Source organism: Chelativorans sp. J32 (genome assembly GCF_000518985.1).
Taxonomy (GTDB): domain Bacteria; phylum Pseudomonadota; class Alphaproteobacteria; order Rhizobiales; family Rhizobiaceae; genus Chelativorans.
Map to the genome: position 1 here is coordinate 70,653 of NZ_JAEQ01000018.1, position 21,482 is coordinate 92,134.

General features: G+C 60.9%; 11 protein-coding genes. 5 read left to right on the forward strand and 6 right to left on the reverse strand.

Annotation, left to right across the window (positions count from 1 at the left end):
• Positions 1–19: 19 nt before the first annotated feature.
• Together CHEJ32_RS0119400 and CHEJ32_RS0119405 are read right to left on the reverse strand one after the other, a co-directional pair.
• Positions 20–520, reverse strand: coding sequence for a cupin domain-containing protein (locus tag CHEJ32_RS0119400; protein ID WP_028035278.1), 501 nt, complete (start codon positions 518–520; stop codon positions 20–22).
• A complete protein-coding gene (locus CHEJ32_RS0119405; RefSeq protein ID WP_051469771.1) occupies positions 517–1,425 on the reverse strand; it encodes a helix-turn-helix domain-containing protein in 909 nt (302 codons plus the stop codon). The genes CHEJ32_RS0119400 and CHEJ32_RS0119405 overlap by 4 nt, the downstream gene beginning before the upstream one ends.
• A gap of 95 nt (positions 1,426–1,520) precedes the next feature.
• On the opposite strand from CHEJ32_RS0119405, the gene pobA reads away from it, so the two are divergent.
• Positions 1,521–2,690 carry a 4-hydroxybenzoate 3-monooxygenase gene (pobA, locus tag CHEJ32_RS0119410; protein ID WP_028035280.1) on the forward strand — a complete coding sequence of 390 codons (1,170 nt, stop codon included), beginning with the start codon at positions 1,521–1,523 and terminating at the stop codon, positions 2,688–2,690.
• Between the two features lie 154 nt (positions 2,691–2,844).
• Here the strand turns inward: pobA and CHEJ32_RS0119415 are convergent, their stop codons facing one another.
• The 4 genes from CHEJ32_RS0119415 to CHEJ32_RS0119430 all read right to left on the reverse strand — a co-directional run bounded on the left by CHEJ32_RS0119415 (position 2,845) and on the right by CHEJ32_RS0119430 (position 7,460).
• On the reverse strand, positions 2,845–3,603 hold the full coding sequence (locus CHEJ32_RS0119415) for a response regulator transcription factor (RefSeq protein ID WP_028035281.1): 759 nt from the start codon (positions 3,601–3,603) through the stop codon (positions 2,845–2,847).
• Between the two features lie 252 nt (positions 3,604–3,855).
• A complete protein-coding gene (locus CHEJ32_RS0119420; protein WP_198023886.1) occupies positions 3,856–4,506 on the reverse strand; it encodes a Crp/Fnr family transcriptional regulator in 651 nt (216 codons plus the stop codon).
• 297 nt (positions 4,507–4,803) lie between these two features.
• A complete protein-coding gene (locus CHEJ32_RS25345) occupies positions 4,804–6,015 on the reverse strand; it encodes a polysaccharide pyruvyl transferase family protein (RefSeq protein WP_051469772.1) in 1,212 nt (403 codons plus the stop codon).
• Complete coding sequence (locus tag CHEJ32_RS0119430; protein WP_028035283.1) at positions 6,012–7,460, reverse strand: hypothetical protein; 1,449 nt, start codon at positions 7,458–7,460, stop codon at positions 6,012–6,014. The genes CHEJ32_RS25345 and CHEJ32_RS0119430 overlap by 4 nt, the downstream gene beginning before the upstream one ends.
• Before the next feature lie 175 nt (positions 7,461–7,635).
• Between CHEJ32_RS0119430 and CHEJ32_RS0119435 the strand changes: the two genes are divergently transcribed.
• The 4 genes from CHEJ32_RS0119435 to CHEJ32_RS0119450 all read left to right on the forward strand — a co-directional run bounded on the left by CHEJ32_RS0119435 (position 7,636) and on the right by CHEJ32_RS0119450 (position 21,482).
• Complete coding sequence (locus CHEJ32_RS0119435) at positions 7,636–8,445, forward strand: glycoside hydrolase family 16 protein (RefSeq protein ID WP_245261197.1); 810 nt, start codon at positions 7,636–7,638, stop codon at positions 8,443–8,445.
• A 271-nt stretch (positions 8,446–8,716) separates the two neighbouring features.
• On the forward strand, positions 8,717–10,663 hold the full coding sequence (locus CHEJ32_RS0119440) for a non-ribosomal peptide synthetase (protein WP_245261199.1): 1,947 nt from the start codon (positions 8,717–8,719) through the stop codon (positions 10,661–10,663).
• Positions 10,660–18,684 carry a hybrid non-ribosomal peptide synthetase/type I polyketide synthase gene (locus CHEJ32_RS0119445; RefSeq protein ID WP_028035286.1) on the forward strand — a complete coding sequence of 2,675 codons (8,025 nt, stop codon included), beginning with the start codon at positions 10,660–10,662 and terminating at the stop codon, positions 18,682–18,684. Before CHEJ32_RS0119440 ends, CHEJ32_RS0119445 begins: the two co-directional genes overlap by 4 nt.
• Positions 18,681–21,482 (forward strand): condensation domain-containing protein, encoded by a 2,802-nt coding sequence (locus CHEJ32_RS0119450; RefSeq protein WP_028035287.1) that lies wholly within the window; start codon positions 18,681–18,683, stop codon positions 21,480–21,482. The genes CHEJ32_RS0119445 and CHEJ32_RS0119450 overlap by 4 nt, the downstream gene beginning before the upstream one ends.

The window sequence follows — 21,482 nt, forward strand, 5'->3', positions numbered from 1 at the left end:
CCAGTTACCGCCATCATCATCACCAGGCCCGCAGCAGCGGGCCTTCCTTTCCATAAAACGGGTCGGTTTGAGGACGTGGCACGTCCGGCATCGACTTGACCTCGGCCTTGCTACGGCAGATCGTGTAATCTTCCTGTCCAGCGGGGTAAGAGCCGATCACCTGAAGGTCACCGCTGGCAGAAAGGTTCTTATGGCCGGTGCCTGCCGGCAGGACGACGAGATCGCCCGCAGTGAGCTTGAAGCGCTTTCCAGTCTCGCCGCCGATCTGCACTTCGACGCTGCCACGCGCGATTCCCAGAGCCTCATGCGCATCCGGGTGAAAGTGGTGATACGGAAAGATGCCGTTGCGCCAGGTTCCGCGCCAACCACTCTCTGAAAAGTGCCGCTCGAACGCAGCCGCCTTGTCAGGCACTTCATCACCGAGCACTTGCGGGTAGATGAGAACGGGGAGTTCCGGATTGTTGGGAATGTCCGGATCTTCCTTGAGAAAGACTGTTTGAGGCTCGACTGTTCTGCTCATGCCGGTTCCAACGGCTTGCTGGGCAAAAGGTTCTCACGCATCGCAGACGGGGAACGGAAACGGCTCGGCGGAAACCCCGTCGCGCGCTGGAAAAAGCGCGAGAAGTAAGCCGGATCGGAATAGCCGAGGATGATGCCGATTTCCTTGACGCTCAAGGTCGAGAACTGGAGGTAACGTTTCGCCTCCAGCACGATGCGGTGTTCAATAACGGAAAGCGCGGAATGGCCGAGAACCTGCCGGCAGATGCGATTGAGATGGGTAGGTGTGATGCCGAGCGCATAGGCGTAATGCGGAACGGACCTCGTCTCACGATAGTCCCGCTCCACAAGGGCCTGGAAGGCGCGCGCAAGCTGGGCCGCCCTGCCCGCCGGGCGCCGTTCGCCGGGTGCCGCGCCATGACCGAGCCGCAGCAGGCCAACGAGGAGAAGCGCCATTCTTGCGCGGATTGCGGCGCCCCGCCCCGGGGAGCGATTGTCCGTTTCGAGAACCAGACCTCGGATCGTATTGTACAACTCCGCGGCTTCGCCTTCACTCGTCTGGAGGAGGAACGGCCGCAGCAATAATCCTTCCATTTGCGGGATTTCAGCAGCAAGGCTGCGGATATCGCGCTCGAAAAAAGTGAGCACAAGGCCGTCGACATCCTCGCTAAACACAAAGCCATGGACCGAGAGGGCGGGAACGGCGATCACCGATACCGGGCCGAGCTCCAGATCTTCGCCGTCGATCGAAACGCGCGCGTGTCCGCGCCGCAGGAACAGGACCTGGAAGAATTGCTCATGGCGGTGCGGCGCAATGCGAAAACCGTGCAGCCGACTTCTTGAGGTGATCGTCTCCCAATGAAGCCAGTCGGCCTCATCCGGATAGCGGTCTTCACCATAGAGTGCGTAGATGGGGATCGAAGCCATGTTTGGATTATCCAAGTCTTTGGCTGCACTGTCCATTGGCAATTCAGCGTCGCCGGTTCACTTTCTTCGCAAGAGGAAATCGGATTTTACGATCAATGCGTGTGCAGGTTGCAATCATCGGCGCCGGCCCTGCCGGGCTTACCCTCGGCCGCCTTCTTGAGCGTGCGGGTGTCGACGCGGTCATCATCGAAAGACGTAGCGCCGAATACGTCCTGGGGCGTATCCGCGCCGGCGTGCTAGAACAGAGTTCCGTCGATCTTCTGGAGGCCATCGGCGTCGGCGGGCGCATGCGCCAGGAGGGCATTCCGCACGACGGCGTTGAATTGTCCTTCGACGGCGACATGCTGCGCATCGTTTTCCAGGATCTGGTTGGCCGCAAGGTCATGATCTACGGCCAGACCGAAGTGACGCGTGACCTGATGGATGCGCGGGCAGCCACCGGCGCCAGAACCATTTACGAAGCCGAAAACGTGAGCCTGCATGATCTTGACGGCGCTTCCCCAAAGGTCCGTTATGTGAAGGATGGCGTTTCTCACGAGATCAGCTGCGATTTCATCGCAGGCTGCGACGGCTCTCATGGCATTTCTCGCGCCAGCATCCCCGAAAGCGCAATCCAGACCTTCGAGCGGATCTACCGTTTCGGCTGGCTTGGCGTCCTGGTCGACAAACCGCCCGTCGCGGACGAGCTGATCTACGCGCATCACGAGCGAGGCTTCGCGCTCTGCTCCATGCGTTCTCACACGCGCAGCCGTTACTACATTCAGGTAGGCACCGAAGAAAAGGTGGAGGAGTGGTCGGACGACCGGTTCTGGGATGAATTGCGTGCCCGGCTCAATCCGGACGTGGCGGAGCGTTTGCAGACAGGCAAAAGCATCGAGAAATCAATCGCACCGCTGCGCAGCTTTGTCGCCGAACCATTGCGCTTCGGGCGGTTGTTCCTTGCCGGAGATGCAGCCCATATCGTGCCGCCCACCGGTGCCAAGGGGCTCAATATGGCACTCCAGGATGTGCGGGTTCTCGCGGAGGCACTGGTCGAGCACTATACCGAGCGGTCAAACGCCGGCATTGATACCTACTCGGCGCGTGTGCTCAATCGCACCTGGAAGACGGAGCGGTTTTCCTGGTGGATGACCTCCCTCCTGCACACATTCCCCGAGACAGGCCCTTTTGGAAGGCGCATCCAGCGCGCCGAGTTCGACTACCTCGCCGCGTCTCGCATTGCCCAGCAGAGCCTGGCGGAAAACTATACAGGCCTTGAAACGTAACGGGCCCCGCAGCATCCTTGCTGCGAAGCCCTCTGACGTGTCCAGCGCGAACGCTGAAATTGGATCGCCATTGAAGCGAGCCGAGCCCGGTACGATAGACTGCAATGATGAAAGGCCCGCCCCGAATACCCAACGCCTCATTCGCGATGGCCCATCAGGACATCATTTCCCTGATCTTGTAGGCCACCTCGGTGCGATTGGTCGCATTGAGCTTTTTCATGATATTCCGGATGTGCACCTTCACCGTGCTTTCGCACAGCTGCAGTTCGTAGGCGATGATCTTGTTCGCCTTGCCGCGGCGCAACGCTTCGGCCACTTCCGCCTCGCGTGCGGTGAAGAGGTTGCCGAGCCCTGCCGCGCGATTGGTCGTCGAATTGATGACGTCACGCATCGCCAGCACCCCGCTCGCGGGAACGAAGACCCCGCCAACCTGTGCAAGGTGAATTGCCTCGGCCGCGACGCTCACGCCGACATTGCTCGGAATATATCCGCGCGCACCGGAATCGAGTGCGGTCAGGATCTGGCCGAGATCGTCGGAGTCAGCGACGACAATGACCGGGCTGTCCTCGAACTCCTCGGCAAGTTCTTGAATCTCGTTTCTCACTGCGGAGTCAGCGATCTTCCGGCTGCCCACAATGAAGAGAACGGCTGAAGGCTCCCGCCCATGCCCCAAATCGCGCCACTCACTGGCCGACCCCACAGCCACAATTTCCATTTCGGGGCTTTGCGACCTCAAGCTTTGCGCCAGACATTCCCTGCCGAGCGCGCGAGGGTCAATCAAAAGGATGAGATCCTCCCTAGCCCCCCTGTTAAGTCCTGTTTCTGCCGTGAAACCACCCGCTTGCAGATCGAGTGGCAATGTAGACGCCGATTTCAGGCTAGGCGCCTGGGAAAAGCCATTTTCCAGTTCCACAATACACTCCCCTTTACTTGTGTGTACCAAAGAGCCGCAGCAGCTGACGTACGACAGCATCGTCCCGTCCCAACTGCCGCACTTCTGCGGCGGCTCCGGGTGGCCAGCAATGAAATACTTGTGCTGATCATCCGAGGGAAAGTATCTGCATAATTGGGGATAAAGCGCACTAACCTAGATTAAGCCCTTGTCAAAATATTCACCATTTGATAAAAAAAGTTAAATTCAACTTACAGTTGCAAGAATATAAACCTATCGCGCCGCTCTGAGCGCAAGATAAGACGCATCGAAAGCTACAAATTCCGCCAAGCGTAGAACATCCTGGATTTCTACGACTCCGCTTCGGAAAGAAGCAAAGCCACCTTCCCTCAGCTCTTTCAGGACCCGGTTCACGTGCACTGCCGTCAGGCCCAGGGCGTCGGCCAAATCCGCTTGGGTGAGAGGGCATTGAAACCGTACCCGCCCCTTCTCAGGCTTGATCTCCAGCCGATAGGCCAATTCTAGCAGGAGATGCGCCGTGCGCTCGACGGCACCCCGGCGACCAATGCTCACCATATGTTCCGCAATCCTGGCATTTCGCCGGGCAATGCTCTTCAGAAGCGCACTGGAGAGAGGCTTGGGTGCTTTGAGGAGCGTTTCGAGCGGAGCGCCGGGAAGCTCCATGATTGTGACGGGCGACAGCGCCGTGACGATCTCCCGGGCCCATTCCGTTGCGCCGATCCCGATGACATCCCCTGGAAGCAGGAAGTCAAGCACGATGCGCGCGCCATTCGTAAGCATCTTGCCTGATGCCACCCATCCGGACGAAATCAGGAAAAAAGCCTGCTTGTTCTCGTCTCCGTCAGCAATCGTGTCGCCAGCGGCATAAATACGGCGCCAGATATTAGGGTTGGCCCCTTCCATCCGGCGATTTCCGCCCGGCGATAAAACGCCCGCCTCGAGAGCCTTCAAAAAGTCCTCGAACTCTCCCGCCATGCAGCAAGTATACCCTTCATCCACAAATTAGGATATGCCTGCCGCTTTAAATTCTTTTATACCAAATATGTCCAGGTCTCGTTTTAAGTTTAAACTAAAGAGGTAGGCAGCCCCGGGAATGAGCAAGGCGCAAGCAGGGGCGCCACCAATCACAATTAAGTGAAGACTTCTCTGCCGCCGCGCCTTCCGAAATTCAGCTTGGTTATTTTAATATTTCCTAATAAATTAAAGTTTGACGTGTTTCGATTCATGTTCTGCGCTTCGAAATTTTTCCACCAAATGGGATAGGCAAAATCTCGTCTTCCTTATGTGTTTGCGTTGCTCTGCCGGGTTCAATCCAGCTTCCAACGCGCGCAGCGTCATTTCTCCTATATGGGATGGGCTCACTTGGGCGCCTTGCAGGATATATTCCTGACGGTTCGTCTCGTTGAAGAAATGGTCGACTTTCCGATCCCAGCCCAAGCCTATCGAAGGTATTCCAAGCGCATAGGCGATGATATTGGCGTGCAACCGATGTGCGACGATCACGCCGGGCTGACTGATGATATTCACCAGATCCTGCGGCGTCCTCGCTCGGGGCGTCACGGTCAGCGACCCATCCCGTAGATTGGCTTTGCAGCCCCCGTCATCGAGGATGCGCTGCAGGAAACGGTCATCCTCATCCGCGCCATTGGTGAACAGCATGACGCGGCAACCGGCATCGATGAACCACCTGATCAGCAGCCGATAATCACTCTCCTTGTTCAAAGGGATTTGCCCGGGAGCGATCCCAGCATGCCGCCGCAGCACCAAGGGATGGGTAACGCCGAGCCCCACCAGGGGCAGCCCCCTGTAAGAGTGCACCGCTTCCAGAAGACTTGCAGCGAGGAGGCCCGGGTCGGGGCAGACCTCCACAGGCGACGCATTGCCGAAATGGCTGATCCAGTTCTCACGCGCGCCTTGGTCGCGCACGGAGGCATGGACAAGCCTGCAATCGTGCAGAACGGAGAAGAGTTTTCTGGCGCGCTCTGACCAGTTGCCCGTCACGCCGACCGCAAACACGGCAAGCGGCTTCCCGGCACGCTGAACGCCCTCCAGAACGACCGCCAGCTTCAGCGGAAAATTCAGATCGTCATCCTGGAAAAGGTTGCCGCCCCCGATGATCACCGCATCGGCCCCTTCGATCCTTTGCCACCACGATGTCTTGAGCGCCGACAGCCGGCGCTTCAGCGCAAGTTCCACCACCCGGGCCCTTGCGGGCCTTGGGAGCATACGAAGCACGGATAGAGCATAGAGCCTGCGGGAATGCGACATGCCGAAATCGCTCCGCCCTGCAAGGTCCACCGTCTCTACTGAAATGTCGGGACCACCTTGCATCAAGCCGCGTTCCAGACATGCGGCCAAGACGCCGTCACCGAGATTGGGACTGTATTTGACATTGAAGACGAGGATCTTCACCGGCCGCTTCTCCGGAGAGGAGCCAAACCGGAAAAGGTCTCGACAGGTGGCTGGGGCGATTTTGCCTGCTGCAGAGCAGCCGAATGGAGCACCGCCACCGTTCCTGCCAGCACATAGAACAACAGCCCGAGATCATAGACGGTGCCGGAAACGAACGCCTCTGCGAGGCCCGCCACGATCCCCGCCTTGCAGGCCCTGCCTATTTTTGCCTCCAGGTCGATACCGTCCCCTCTGCTCACGCGAGGTAGGAGAATGGAGCCGACAAAGATCACGAACAGAAGAGTACCGGGCAACCCGATATTGGAAAGCAGCACGAGCAGGTAGCTTGAAGCCCGCGCGCTACCCAGGCCGGCGCCCCAACCCCAGGTATCCAGGAAGACCTGATATGCGACCGCATTCCACATGAAGCGCTCGCGGCCCGACTGGCTATCAAGCTTGGAAAAGAGGATTTCATTCAGATAGCTTGTCACGCCCTCCAGCACGTCGGGCATGGCCAGCAGAACGAGAAGCACGAAGAGGGGAATGGCGAGGAGGGTTGCGCTGATGAAAGCCGGCCTCCCGATCGAGCTCTTCAGGACGGAGCCCCCGGCAGACCTCATGCCGAGATAAATCGACAGGACGGCCAGAACAACCATACCGGTCGCCGAGGTGGAAAGGACGAGTGCGGCGAGCAAAAGGAGCGCGACAATGCCCGTCAAAAGGGACCGTACCCGGTCCAGCCACAAGCTGCCGATAAAGGCAAACAGGACAGAGGTGTAACCCGCAAACGCGGACGCTTCGGAGAACGTGCCCGAAATGCGCTTGAAGCCCGCCTTCTCCGAGCCGGTCAGCAATGCGTAATTGGCGGTGCGAACGAAGTCGAAGATCTCCGCTCCACCCGCATAGTAAGTGGCGACATCCAGCACCGCGAAACCGAGATTGGCGGCAGCCAGCACGAGCATCGCCCTGATCAGGCGTGCAGGCGCTTCCGTCATGCGCAGATAGGCGAAGGTGACGGCGAAACAGGCCAGCCCTCCCAGCGCATAGAAGGCTTGCGTGATGTTGTTGGTCGACGGGGTGAGCGGCGTGAGCGAAATGGAGCTGCGGCCGGCAGCGAGCCGCTGGACCGACATGGTTTCCGTCAGGTCCTCCATCAGGCGGGGCAGGAAGAAAGCGGTCGCAACGGCATAGACAGTCAGCAGAAGCAGCCAGAACCCAGCGCGAGGCGGCGCAAAGGCGCCAAGGATCGGTCCCTCCCCGTAGGCGACATAGATCCGCAGACCGTAGAAGACGAGGAATACGCTCGGGACAAGCACCGAGGCGCCCCCGAGGCCTGGCAGGCTGAATGCGGCTCCGGCACCGAAGAGGGTCGAGAAGACCATGATGGCGAATGCGCGATGCACAGGCGCGAGGAAAATGGCCATGCCCAGGGCAATGGTCAAAAGTCCGATCAGTTCGATCTTCATCCGAGCCACCCCCGCGACCGTCCTTATGTGCAGGATTACGCTAGCATGGGGTGGCTTCGCAGTCCTTCCACCGCCCACTACTTCTTATGTCGGACCAATGCGAAGCTTTTCACCGACTGTTTGTGGGTTGCGGCCTCTCTATACTGATGGAGGCTTGCAGTGAGGAACCGCCCAGATGTCTTTCGTCGGTATGGCACGCGCGACTGCGCCGATCGCACGCTTTGCTTTGCTCGCCCTCGCGCTTCTTCATCTACCTGCTGCAGCTGCTGAAGATGAGCTGGATCTTACCCAGATGAGCCTGTCCTTCGAGGAGGAATTCGACACGCTCAGCGTTTCGGCGTGGGGGCCCGGCACGCGCTGGATTGCCCATACGCCCTGGTCGGGCGACTTTGGGGGCGCGCGGTTTGCCGATCCGGAAGAAGGTTTTCCGTTCACCGTAGAGGACGGAATTCTCCGCATCGAGGCACGAAAGGACGCGGAAGGCGCGTGGCAATCCGGACTGCTTGCCTCCGTAGACCCGAAAGGCAACGGCTTCTCGCAGCAATACGGCTATTTCGAAATCCGTGCCCGGCTGCCGGAAGGACCGGGGCTCTGGCCCGCCTTCTGGCTGATCGGCAAAGACCGTTCGGACTACACGGCCGAGATCGACGTGCTGGAATTTTATGGCGACAAGCCTGAGGGCTATTCCTCGGTCGTTCACATCTGGTACCGGGATGGCGAACATTATTCGCGTTATGCGCGCAATGAGGTCTTCAACGACGCCCGCCCGGGAGACTTCCATACCTATGGCGTGCAGGTGGATCAGAACTGGATCCGCTTCTATTTCGACCGCGAGTTCATGTGGAAGACGGAGACGCAGGCCGAGCATCGCCAGCCGCTTTATATCCTCCTGAACCTGGCGATGGTGGACGGCCCCTCGAAGGACCAGGCTCCGAGCCCGTCCTTTATGTATGTGGACTATGTCCGCGCCTATCGCGCGGACTGAAGGGCGCCGGAATACCTCTTACCACAGCTCAGCGCAGATGCCATTCGCCGAAGGGCCTACCTCTTCGGGGGCGTACAGCTTCCGGTCAGTCGACCTTAATCCGGATGACTATCTGTTTCTTTTCCATCCCGCGTGAAATCCTTTGCAGGCACGGCATGGAAGTGTCTCTCCGAAGTCTTTGATTTCCAACGAACCATGCCGCTTTCGACCGGGGCTCTTCAGGCATTTTTCGCAGCCAAAACGGGGCACCCTACCAGGTGCTGGAATGAACATGAGCGAGCGGCAATACGAACTCAAGCGGCAAGATGCGGCTGCAATAGCATCGGCTGTCTACAGCGCGGGCTCCACCGCCCCGGACAGCGGCTATCACCGGAACAGGAACCTGCATGACCAGGTCAGCCAGCACGCGACGGCACGGCCGGAGGCAATCGCCGTCGACTTCGGCGAGGACAGGCTCACCTATGCCGAATTGGATCGGCTCTCCTCCCATCTCGCGTCAGAGCTCATAGCGCTAGGTGTCGTAAAGGGCGATGTTGTCGGGCTGCTCCTGCCGCGGTCGCTCGAGACGATCGTCGCCAAGCTTGCCATCCTGAAGGCGGGGGCAGCTTACGCGCCATTTGATCCGGCCTACCCCGCCGAACATCTGCGCTACATGGCGGATGATTGCCGACCAAAATTGATCCTGACCAATGGCAAGGAGGCATCCGCGTTTCAGGAAATCGCGCCAGCGCACGAGGTGGTCGATCTCGGCCTGCTCCTTGCCCGCTCGGCGAAGAGGCCGATCGCGGATCTGCCTCGGGTAGAGGGCGGAGATCCCGCCTACATCATGTACACCTCAGGCTCGACCGGGCGCCCCAAGGGCGTGATCATCCCGCATCGCGGCGTGGCGCGCCTGGTCCGAGATCAGAACTATATCAGCTTCCTGCCGCAAGACGCGGTGCTGCATACTGCGACGATCTCCTTCGACGCGGCCACCTTCGAAATCTGGGGCGCTCTGCTCAACGGGTGCAAGCTGGTCGGGATCGGCGACGGCACCCTCTCGCTCGACCGTATCGCCGACGTGATCGGAAGGAAGAAGGTGACGGTGATGCTCCTGACCACCGGCCTCTTCCACCTGCTGGTCGACTACAGGCGAGACGGCTTTCCATCGCTCAGGCATGTCCTCTTCGGCGGAGAGGTCGCCTCGGCCGACCATGCGCGACGCTTCCTGCGCGCAAACCCGACCTGCCTTCTCACAAATGCCTATGGCCCGACGGAAGTGACCGTGATGGCTTCGGCCTACGCGATACCGCGGGACCATGTGGGCGACGAAATTCCCATCGGTCACAGCATCGCCCACAGCAAGGTGCATATTCTTGACGAGGAATTGAGGGAACTGCCCCCCGGAACCGAGGGCCAGCTTGCGGTTTCCGGGGACGGCCTGGCGATCGGCTATCTCAACAGGCAGGAGCTCACGAACGAGCGGTTCGTGACGATAAGAACGGCAGGCGGAAGCCCGACCAGATGTTATCTGACGGGCGATCTCGCCGTAATGGATGCCGACGGCCTTCTGCATTTCCATGGCCGCCGCGACCGCCAGATCAAGATCGACGGAAAGCGCATCGAGCTCGACGAAATCGAGACCGCCTTAAGGCGTGACGAACGGCTCGCCGACGCTGTGGTGGTTTGCCGGCAGACCGAAGTGTCCAAGCAGATCATCGCCTATCTCAAGCCTCGGCTCCCCGCCGATGCGAAGAGCGAGACCTTCCCGGGCATGGTCCTCTCGACCCTGCGGACCATCCTGCCGAAACACATGATACCGAGCCGCGCCATCGTGCTCGAGCAATTCCCGATGAATCGGGCGGGCAAGATCGACCGCTCCAAACTTCCGGCGCCACCGGCAGAAATGGCCCCGGAACAGATCACCCCGGCCGAGGGCACCCAAGCGCTCCTTCGCGGGATTTGGGAGCGGGTGCTCGGGCGGCCTGGGATTGGCCTTGACCAGAACTTCTTCGATCTGGGCGGGACCTCGCTTCAGCTCATGCGTGTCCATTCCGCCCTGGAAGAGGCCGCAGGTCGGCAGGTGGATGTGGTGACGGTGTTCCAGCATCCCACGATCCGCGCCCTTGCTGCTCACCTGGATGACGCCGGGCCGGCCGAACAGATGGCGACAGCCGTTCGGTCGCGCGCCGAGCTGCGCAAGAGAAACATGGCGCATTTCCGCCGGAGTGCCTCATGATCGACGACAGCAGGCAGCCGGAAAACATCGAAGAAACGTTCGGGAGAATTGCGATCATCGGCATGGCCGGCCGGTTTCCAGGGGCACCGTCCGTGGATGCGCTCTGGGATCTGGTGAGCCAAGGCAAGAATGCATTTGCTCATTTTCGGCCCGACGAACTGGAAGATGCGTTCGACGACAATGTCCGCGGCTCGAAAGATTACGTCCCTGCTCGCCCCTATCTTGAGAATGTGGATCTTTTCGATGCCGAGTTCTTCGGCATGTATCCACGTGAGGCCGCGCTCCTCGACCCGCAGTTTCGGGTGTTTCTCGAAATCTGCTGGGAAGCCATAGAAGGCGCGGGCTACGACCCTTATAGGCTCCCTGGTCAGGTCGGCGTCTTCGCCGGATCTGCGCTCAGCACCTATCTCATCAACAATGTCCTGTCAGACCGGGAGAAGGCTGAAAGCTTCGCCTCCAATTACCAGGTCGGCATGTTCTCCGAGCTGATCGGAGCGATCAACGACACCCTCGCCACGCGGGTCGCCTATAAGCTCGACCTGCGCGGTCCCGCCTTCACGGTGCAGTCCGCTTGCTCGACCTCCTTGCTTGCCGTCGCCCAAGCCTGCCAGAACCTGCTCACCTATGCATGTGACGTGGCGCTTGCCGGCGGCGTCTCGATCACCTTTCCGCAGAAACGGGGCTACATTCATCAGGAAGGCGGAATGGTCTCGCCGGACGGATTTTGCCGTCCCTTCGATGCCGATGCGGGGGGCACCGTTTTCGGCAGCGGCGCCGGTGTCGTGGTGCTGAAGCGTCTTGAGGACGCGCTGCGCGACGGCGATCATATTCACGCGGTGATCCTCGGTTATGGCGTCAACAATGACGGGTCCGGAAAGGTGGGCTACACAGCACCGAGCGTCGACGGCCAGGCCCAGGCGATCTCGACGGCGCATGCCAGCGCCGGCGTAGACCCCTCGACCATCGGCTATATCGAGTGTCACGGCACAGCCACGCCACTTGGCGATCCGATCGAATTTGCGGGGCTTAGGAAGGCATTTGGCGACGCATCGATGGAGCGCGCCGCCTGCGCGCTCGGGTCCGTTAAGGGAAATCTGGGACATCTGGATGCGGCGGCAGGGGTGGCGGGGCTTATCAAGGCGGTCCATGCGCTCAGACACGCGCAGATCCCGCCGATGGCAAATTTCAGCAGGCCCAATCCGCGCATCGATCTCGAAGAAAGCCCCTTCTACATCCCGCGCGACCTGCATGATTGGCCCGGCAGCGAAGATCACCCGCGCCGCGCGGGCGTAAGTTCGTTCGGGGTCGGCGGCACCAATGTTCACCTGGTGCTCGAAGAAGCCCCGCCCTCAACCGACCTGCGAATGGAAGAGGAAAAATCAAGCCACATCATCGCCCTGTCTGCCCGTAGTGAATCATCGCTTCGGGCGATGCAGCGCAATCTCGCGGCGATGCTGAAAGGCAATCCGCATCTGCCGTTGGGTTCCGTCGCATACACGCTTCAGCACGGCAGGCACCATTTCGCCCACCGCTCGGCTGTGGTCGCCGGCAGCACGGAAGATGCGGTAGCCGGGCTGGAAGCCGAGCGGATGCTTGTCGGGAAAGCGGCCGAGACACCGCCGCCCGTCATCTTCATGTTCCCGGGCCAGGGCGCGCAATATGTAGGCATGGGCTTCGGCCTTTATGAAAGCGAGTCCGAATATGCCCGATGGATCGATCACGGTGCACGACTGCTGGAGGAACGCGCGGGAATAGACATCCGCCGCTTTCTCTGCCGTGCCCCCGAGGCAAGCGAGGAACTTTCCGCCGCGCTCAAGGACACGCGGATCACCCAGCCGGCGCTTTATCTGGTGGAATATGCGACGGCGCGTCTATGGATGAGCCGCGGTCTGAAGCCGGACGCGATGATCGGCCACAGCGTGGGCGAGTTCGTGGCCGCGACGCTCGCGAATGTGATGTCCTTCGACGACGCCCTGCTTCTGGTCGCCGCCCGCGGCAGACTCATGCAGGAGCAGCCGAGGGGCGCGATGATCTCCGTTCGCGCCGATGCCGAGACGGTGCGGGATTATCTGGAAAGCGGGGTGGAAGTCGCCGCGATCAATGCGCCGAAGCTCTGTGTCGTGGCCGGTACGTTCGAGGCCACAGACGCCATCTGCGAGAGGCTGCAAGCAGCCGACATCGCTTTCAGCCGGCTTCACACCTCCCATGCCTTCCATTCGGCCATGATGGACCAAGCTGCTGCCGCCTTGCGGAACCACACGGACAGGATCGCCTATGGCAAGGCGACCATTCCGTATGTTTCCTGCGTTACGGGAGACTGGCAGAACGATACGCTCGGAACCTCGCCCGAATATTGGGCCCGGCATTGTCGGGACGCCGTACGTTTTGCAGATGGGCTTGTCACCATCTGCCGTGACCGAAACCCAGTGCTCCTGGAAGTGGGGCCCGGCCGCACCTTATCGACATTCGCCGCTCAGACGATCGGCAGGAACGAGCTTGGTGCGGTCGTCCAGTCCCTGCCCGAGCACGACCGGGCGTCCGAAGCGAGTTCCGCCTTTGCCGCAGCCCATGCCCGGTTGTGGATCGCCGGTTGCGCACTCGAATGGCCGGCGCTGCCTCAGGATCTTCGGCGGCGCGTGCCTCTTCCGACCTATCCGTTCGATCGCAAGCGGCACTGGATCGAGGCGCCGCCACCGATCCGCAGATCGAATCCCAAGATCGACGCCGGAGAGGCCGCGGCCCTACGCAGCCTGCCCCATTCAACACCCTCACAAGGGAACGAACCCATGAATGCCATCACCCCTCCTTCGCCGAGCAGAACCGAAAGGCTGGAAGGCGCCCTCCTGGCACTGCTGGCGGAAATGTCCGGCGAGGGGATCACCCCGGATTCTGTCGGGCTTACGTTCCTTGAGCTTGGCTTCGACTCGCTCTTCATCGGCCAGTTCGCGCAGAAGATCGAGAAGGACTACAAGGTAAAGCTCTCCTTCCGCGAACTGTTGGGCAACATACCCTCGGTTTCCGCTCTTGCCCGGCATCTGGATGGCGAGATGCCACCGGAGGCGCCCCAAGCCCCCGTAGCGCCTCAACCGGTGCAGGTTGCAGCCCAGCCGCCTTTTGCTGCGATTGCGCAGCCGGCGGCTTCCGCGCCAATACCGTCCGCCGGCGGTCTGGATGCGATCTTGCAGTCGCAGATGCAGATGATGCAACAGCTGTTTACGCAACAGCTCCAGGCGATCCAGGCCATAGGCACAGGACAGAACGCGGTGCCGGCTCAGCCTGCCGCTCAGATCCCGGTCCAGGCAGCCGCTCCTTTGCCTTCCCCCCCTGAACCGGTGAAAGTCGCGGATGGCGAAATCGGCTCGGGCCGCGTTCGGCTCTACAAACCCGGCGCGCGCGCCAGCGATGCTGAGCTTTCGCCGGAAAAACGCGACTTCATTGCAAAACTTGCCGAACGGTATGCAGCCCGGAATGCCCGCTCGAAAGCCTTTACGGCAGCCCATCGTGGCCACTTGGCCGACCCGCGCACGGCAGCCGGCTTCCGGCCCGAATGGAAGGAACTCATCTTCCCCGTCGTCGCCGACCGCTCGAAGGGCTCGCGCATCTGGGACATCGATGGCAACGAATATATCGACCTCGTCAACGGCATGGGCCAGACCGCCTTCGGCCATGCCCCCGATTTCGTCGTGGAAGCGATCAAGCAGCAGGCAGACAAGGGCTTTGCCATCGGTCCGCAGGCACCGCTTGCCGGTGAAGTGGCAGAACTCATCGGCGAGATGACCGGGCACGAGCGGGTTACCTTCTGCAATACCGGCTCGGAAGCCGTGATGGCGGCCATGCGCGTCGCCCGCGCCGTCACGGGACGCGAGAAGATCGTCGTCTTCGGCAATGACTACCATGGCCAGTTCGACGAGGTGCTGGTGAAAGGCCGCACGCGGAACGGCACGCCCGTTGCACTGCCGATCGCACCAGGCATCCCCGCAAGCTCATTGTCCAACATGGTCGTGCTTCCTTATGGGAGCCCGGAAAGCCTCGATTGGATCCGTGCCAATGCGGAGGAAATCGCCGCGGCGATCATCGAACCGGTGCAGAGCCGCCATCCGGAGCTGCGCCCCGTCGAATTCGTGCGCGAGCTGAGGCAGATCGCGACGGAGCGCGAATTCGCACTGGTGTTCGACGAGGTCGTGACCGGCTTCCGCGTGCATCCCGGCGGCATCCAGGCCGTCTGGGGCATCAGAGGCGACATGGCAACCTATGGCAAGGTGCTGGGAGGCGGAATGCCCATCGGTGTTCTGGCCGGCGACAGCCGTTTCATGGATGCGCTGGATGGCGGCCACTGGAATTATGGCGATGCCTCCGCGCCCATGGTCGCGCCCACTTTCTTCGCCGGCACCTTCGTGCGTCACCCCCTGGTGCTTGCTGCGGCAAAGGCCGTTCTGAAGCACATAAAGGGCGACGGCCAAGCCCTTTACGGCCGTGTTGCCGATCGTACGAAATTGCTCGTCGAAGAGCTCAACAGCGATCTGGAGGCGCGCGGCATCGACGGCAGGATCAACAGCTTTTCAAGCTGGTTCGTAACCGATTTCGGCAGCCTGGATCCGCTGGGGATGCTCTTCTACCCGCAAGCGCGGATGTTGGGCGTCCACGTTCAGGATGGCTATCCCTGCTTCCTCACCACCACCCACTCTGAAGAGGATTTCCGCCACGTCGCCGAGGTGTTCCGGGAGAGCCTGGATGCACTTCAGAAGGTGGGCATTCTCGCGCCGACTCGGGAAAGAAGAGCAATCGGGGATCGACCTACGCGGGCCGGCGGTTCCCTGGTGGAACAAGAGACCAGCTCCGCAGAGCTCACGGAATCTCAGAAGGAGATCTGGCTGGCCGCACAGGCGGGCGACGAAGCCTCCTGTTCTTTCAATGAATCTTTCAGCCTCACGCTTCAAGGGATTCTCGACAAAGATGTTTTTGCCCAAGCGCTTGACATGGTGGTCGCGCGCCACGACGCGCTTCACATCCGCTTCTCCAAGGCGGGGGATCGTTTCGAGATGATTCCGGATTTCCGGATCCCGCTCGACGCAATTGATTTGACTCACAATGTCGCGCCCGAAGCAGCGCTTGAGGAAATCGTGGAAGAGGAAGCTTCCACGCCCTTCGACCTGACAAACGGGCCGCTTGCGCGCGCTCGCCTTCTGAGCCTAGCGCAAGATCGCCACGTTCTGGTGTTCACCGCCCATCATATCGTTTGTGACGGCTGGTCGGCGAATGTGATCCTGGAGGAGTTGGCGGAGGCTTATTCTGCGCTCCGCAACGGGAGGCCCCCCGATCTTCCGCCGGCGCTCTCCTTCGCGGTTTATGCCCGCGACCTTGCGAAGCCGGAAGCTCGTCCGGCCACCGAAGAATACTGGCTCAAACAATTCGAGACGATCCCGGATCTGCCGGAAATGCCGACCGATCGGCCGCGCCCCGAGCGCCGGACTTTTGCCGGAGGGACCTGCACGTCCTTCATCGGAAAAGACGTCTATAAGCGCCTGAAGAAGGCGGGCGCACAAGGCGGAGCCACCCTCTTCTCAACGCTCCTCGGGGCGGTGCAGGTGATGGTCTCGCGACTGTCGGGCAGCACAGACATAGTCATCGCGATCCCCTCCGCCGGCCAGAGCCTCGTTCCGGACCAGACGCTGGTCGGGCATTGCGTGAACCTCCTGCCAATCCGCCAGCAGGTCGATCCGAAGGCGAGCTTCAACGAGCACCTTCGGCAGACGCAGCAACTTGTGCTCGGAGCGTTCGAGCACCAGGACTACACCTATGGCACCCTCGTCCGTAAGCTCGGCCTGAAGCGGGATCCAAGCCGCCTGCCCCTGACAGAGATCCAATTCAATCTGGAGCGTGTTGCTCGCAATGCTGCCTTTGAGGGACTTGCAGCCAAGGTCACGCCCAACCCGAGAGCTTTTTCGAACTTCGACATGTTCCTCAACATGGTCGAGGCAGACGACGGGATACGCATCGACGTCGACTACAATGGCGACGTGTTCGACCGCGCAACCATCGAACGGTGGCTCGGCCATTTCGGCACGCTTGCCGGAGCTCTGGCCGACGGCATGGATCGGAAGATCATGGATCTTCCCCTGCTCTCCGAGTCCGAGACACGGTGGCTGATCGCAGAACTCAACGAAACGGACGCCGATTATGACCGCGACCGCTTCATGTTCGAACTCTTCGCGGCAACCGCTGCCGAGCAGCCCAAGGCCATTGCCGCCGTTCACGAGGGCAAATCTGTCACCTACGGCGCACTGGAAGCCCGGAGCAATCAACTTGCGCGGCATATCCAGGCGAAGCTCTCGGTTCCGGGCCTTCGCGTGGCGCTCGCGCTCGACCGCTCGATCGACATGCTCGTGGCTCTCCTTGCCATCATGAAGGCGGGCCACGCCTATGTCCCGCTCGATCCTGCCCATCCGCCGGCGCGTCTCAGCCAGACGCTGGAGGCCGCACGCGTCTCCGGCATCATCTGCGCGAGTGACGAGATCGCGAAGCTTGCCGGGACTGATACCAGCGTGATCCGCATGGACCTGGAACGGGAGGAGATTGCGCGTCAGGACACGCGCCCCCTGGACCTGCAGGTGCTCGACACGGAAGCGCCCGCCTATGTGATCTTCACCTCGGGTTCGACGGGAACCCCCAAAGGCGTGGAGGTCTCCCATAGGGCGCTGGTGAACTTCCTGGTCTCCATGGCGATGGAGCCCGGTTTTTCATCGGAAGACACTCTGCTTGCGGTGACAACCGTTTCGTTCGATATCGCCGGCCTGGAACTTTACCTGCCCCTGATCATGGGAGGCCGGGTGGTCATCGCCAACCGGACGGAGGTGCAGGACGGTTTCGCCCTGGTGAAGCTCCTGAAGGCGAGCGGCGCAAATGTCCTGCAGGCGACGCCGACGCTCTGGCAGATGCTGGTGGAAGCCGGCCTCAACAACCAGCCGAAACTCAAGATGCTCTGCGGCGGCGAGCCTCTGCCGAGGGAGCTTGCGAAGAAGCTGCTCGCCATCGGCGGAGAACTTTGGAACATGTATGGGCCGACGGAGACGACCATCTGGTCATCCGTGGCGCGCATCGAGGATGGGGACGCTCCAATCCATATCGGCCGCCCGATCGCGAACACACAATTGTACATTCTGGACGCCCATGACCGCATCGCGCCCATCGGCGTGACCGGTGAACTCCATATCGGCGGCGACGGGCTGGCGAACGGCTACTTCGACAGGCTCGATCTCACGCAGGCAGCGTTCCGCTCCGTCAAGATCGACGACGGGACCCCGCGCCGTCTCTACAGGACAGGTGACGTCGGCCGCAGAATGCCCGACGGCACACTGCAACTCCTCGGACGGCGTGACAACCAGATCAAACTGCGCGGCTTCCGCATAGAGCTCGGCGATATCGAGGCAGTTATGGGCAAGAAGTCCGGCATCCGCCAATGCGCCGTGGTCGCCGCCCAGAACAAGAATGGCGATCGGCAACTCGTATGCCATTTCGTGGCAGAGGGGCAGGAGCCTTCTGCCGACGAGCTTGCCGCCCACGCCAAGGCGCATCTGCCCGTTCATATGGTTCCCAGCTTCTGGGTCGCCACAGCGGACCTGCCCAAGACGGCCAACGGAAAACTGGACCGCAAGGCGCTCGAAAAGCTGGGGGTCCCGCAGCGCCAGAATGCTGCTCCCACCCGGAGCAAGCCGCGCACGCCGATGGAAGAGAAGCTATCGGCGATCTGGAAGGAAGTCCTCCAACTGGGCGATATCGGCGTCGACGAAAATCTATACGCGCTTGGTGCCGATTCCCTCAGCATCTTCAGGATCGCAGCGCGCATGATGGATGCCGGCCTGCCGCTGGAGGCCAAACATCTTATGCGGCACCCGACCATCGCCGATTTGGCGGGCTTCGCCGAGGAACAAGGTACCGCCGCAGTCAACGGCGCCATGGCGCCGGTCCCCTCCCTCCGCGATTTCCGATACGGCGCCCGCCGCCGGCTTGAGAGGCTCACATGAACAGAACAGATCTTGCCGGCACGGTTGCGGGAAGCCGGTATCGCGTCATCGCCGAGTTCCCCTGCACACAAACGCAGCTGCGCTGTTGGTTCCTGGATCAGCTCGAGCCGGGCAATCCCGCGCTCAACGTGGCCGTCCGTTGGGAAGTCCGCGGAAATTTCAGGATATCAAGCATCGAGGAAGCCTTTCGGCAGGTCATCGAGCGGCACGAGATCCTGCGGACGCGCTTCGTGGACGTGAACGGCCAGCCCATGCAGCAAGTGGTCGACAGGGTCGACTTCCGCATGTCGGTCATTGACCTGAGAAACGTGCCGGAATCCCAGCGTGGGGAACGTGTCCAATCGATCAGCCGCGAGACGGCGGCCATGCCGTTCGACTTGCAGGAGCCCGGCCTCTTCCGCATCACCTTCCTGATCGTCGAGAACAATCGCGGGTTTATCCTGATCACCGCGCACCAGACCTGCTTCGATGGCTGGTCGATACGCGTGCTTGGGCGCGAGGTGGGGGAGATCGCTGCCGCGATCGATGCCGGCAGGAACCCGAACCTGCCCGAGCTTCCACTCCAGTATGGCGACTTCGCCCTATGGCAGGCCGAATACCGGCAGAGCTACGGGTTCGAGGCGGAGAAGGAATATTGGCGCAGGCAACTTGCCGATGCCCCCTATTTCGAAATCCGGCCGGATCGCCCACGCGGGAATGTTAAAACAAATCGGGGCGATATCGTCTCGGTCGCCATGCCGTCCGAATTCAGCGACCGGATAGACCGTGCTGCCCGAGGGCTGGAGGTTTCGCTCTTCAGCTATGGGGCGGCCGTAATCAGCGCTACGCTGCAACGCTTTTCAGGCGAAAGGCAAATCCTTTTCGGAACCCAGATCGCCGGGCGTGAGGACGTCGATCTGGAAAATCTGATAGGCGTGTTCATCAACAATCTCGTGCTGCGCCTGGATATCCCCGAGGGTATTTCCTTTGCAGATCATGTGCGCCGGGTGAGCGAGACGGTGGAGGCGGCCCTCAACCACCAGAGGATGCCTTTCAACAATCTGGTCGAGCTCATCAATCCGGTGCGCGATCCGGCCCGCAATCCGCTGGTTTCCATCAATTTCAACCAGCAGAAGGCGTTTCTTGAAGATGCACGATATGGCGAGTTCGAGCTGATCAGTTCGCCATCGCAATCGCCCGGCGTGATCTACGACCTCAACTTCATCATGATCGGCAGGCCGAGCGGTTGGCGTATGTCGGTCGAATACAATATGGATCTTTTCGATACCGCGACCGCCAAGGAACTGCTGCGCATCTGGCAGGAGACTTACGAGGCTGCGCTTGAGAATCCTGAAGCCAGTCTGGCTTCCTTCGGGACACCTGCGACTGCGCGTCTCGGGCCAGCTACCGCGCCAGGCAAGCTCGGCCTCCTGGAAGCGGCGCTTGCGGAACATCCAGATGTTGCGCAAGCGGTTGCGATAGAAAGCGGCGATGGGAACATGTATGCTTTCGTCTCGCCATCGCCTTCCCTGGCACGGCCGCTCGAAAGGCTTCCGGCGCATCTCACCTCTTATCTGGCAACGCGGCTGTCCTCGGAGGATATGCCCGACGGAATCAGCGTGCTGCTCGCGTTCCCTCGCACCCCCGCAGGGGATATCGATCGGCAGGCGCTGACAGCTCCCTCGCCGGGTCCGCTACCGGCGAGGGAGCGCCCAGTTCTGAAGCCAGCGCCGAACATCGAAGCTGAGCCTGCCCGCGAGCGGGAACTTGCGAAGATATGGGCGAATATACTCGGCCTGGAGGACGTAAAAAGCTCCGACGATTTCTTTGCTCTCGGTGGACATTCCCTCCTGGCGCTACGCATGTTTTCAGCGATGCGGGACACCTTTGGGGTGAAGCCGGAATTGGCCCTTCTCTTCAAGGCCCCCACATTGGGCGCCTTCTGCCGCGCCGTTTTCGGCGAGGAAACGACAGCGCCGGAGGAGGAGCTTCCATCGAAACCCGAGACATCCGCTCCGCGCTACTGGGAAAAGTCGGTCTATCGCCAAGGCAATGGAGATTGCACCGTCTTCACGCTGAACCACCCCCTTCTCTATTACCACATGGCAAAGGCGATGGCCGACGGTCCCTCAGTGGTGAACCTTCATATGTTCGGGGCCGAGTTGAACGGGGAGCTTCGGTCACGCTCGCTCGGGGAGATCGTGGCCGATGCCATAGGCGCCATGGATCTACGTTCGATCCCCGGACCGGTCGCGCTGGTGGGGCTCTGTGTAAACGGCATCCTCGCGATAGAAATGGCCCGGCAGCTTCGCGACCTCGGCCATGAAGTACAATGCGTAGCAATCATAGACAGCTGGGCGCCCGGCTATTTCCGCTCGCTGCCGCGCCTTCGTCAGGCGCGCTGGAAGATGGAAAGACGGATCAAGCGCGCATGCTACTTCACGGGAAAGCTCTTTCGGCGGCGCATCACGCTCGTCGATTATCTCAAGGAGTTCAATTTCTCCCAGAGGGCCCTGCAGCGCGTAAGCAAGGCGGGAAATTTGACGGAGGAAGAAGTCCTCACCGAAGCGGTCACGGACCTGCTCGTCGATGCCTCAAGGGGATACAAGCTCCGCCCGGTCTTGGACGAACGGGTCATCCTGTTCCGCAGCCAGGCCCATCACCGCAGAGCGAGGAAGCTCCTGTTCGGCTGGCAAGGCATCATCGCCGAGGGCTCGCCAGTTTACGACATCGACGGTTGGCACGAGGACTCGTTGACCTCCGCCGGCATAGACGGTCTCGCCACAGTTCTATCGAAGCAGCTGGCCGCCGGAGGCTGA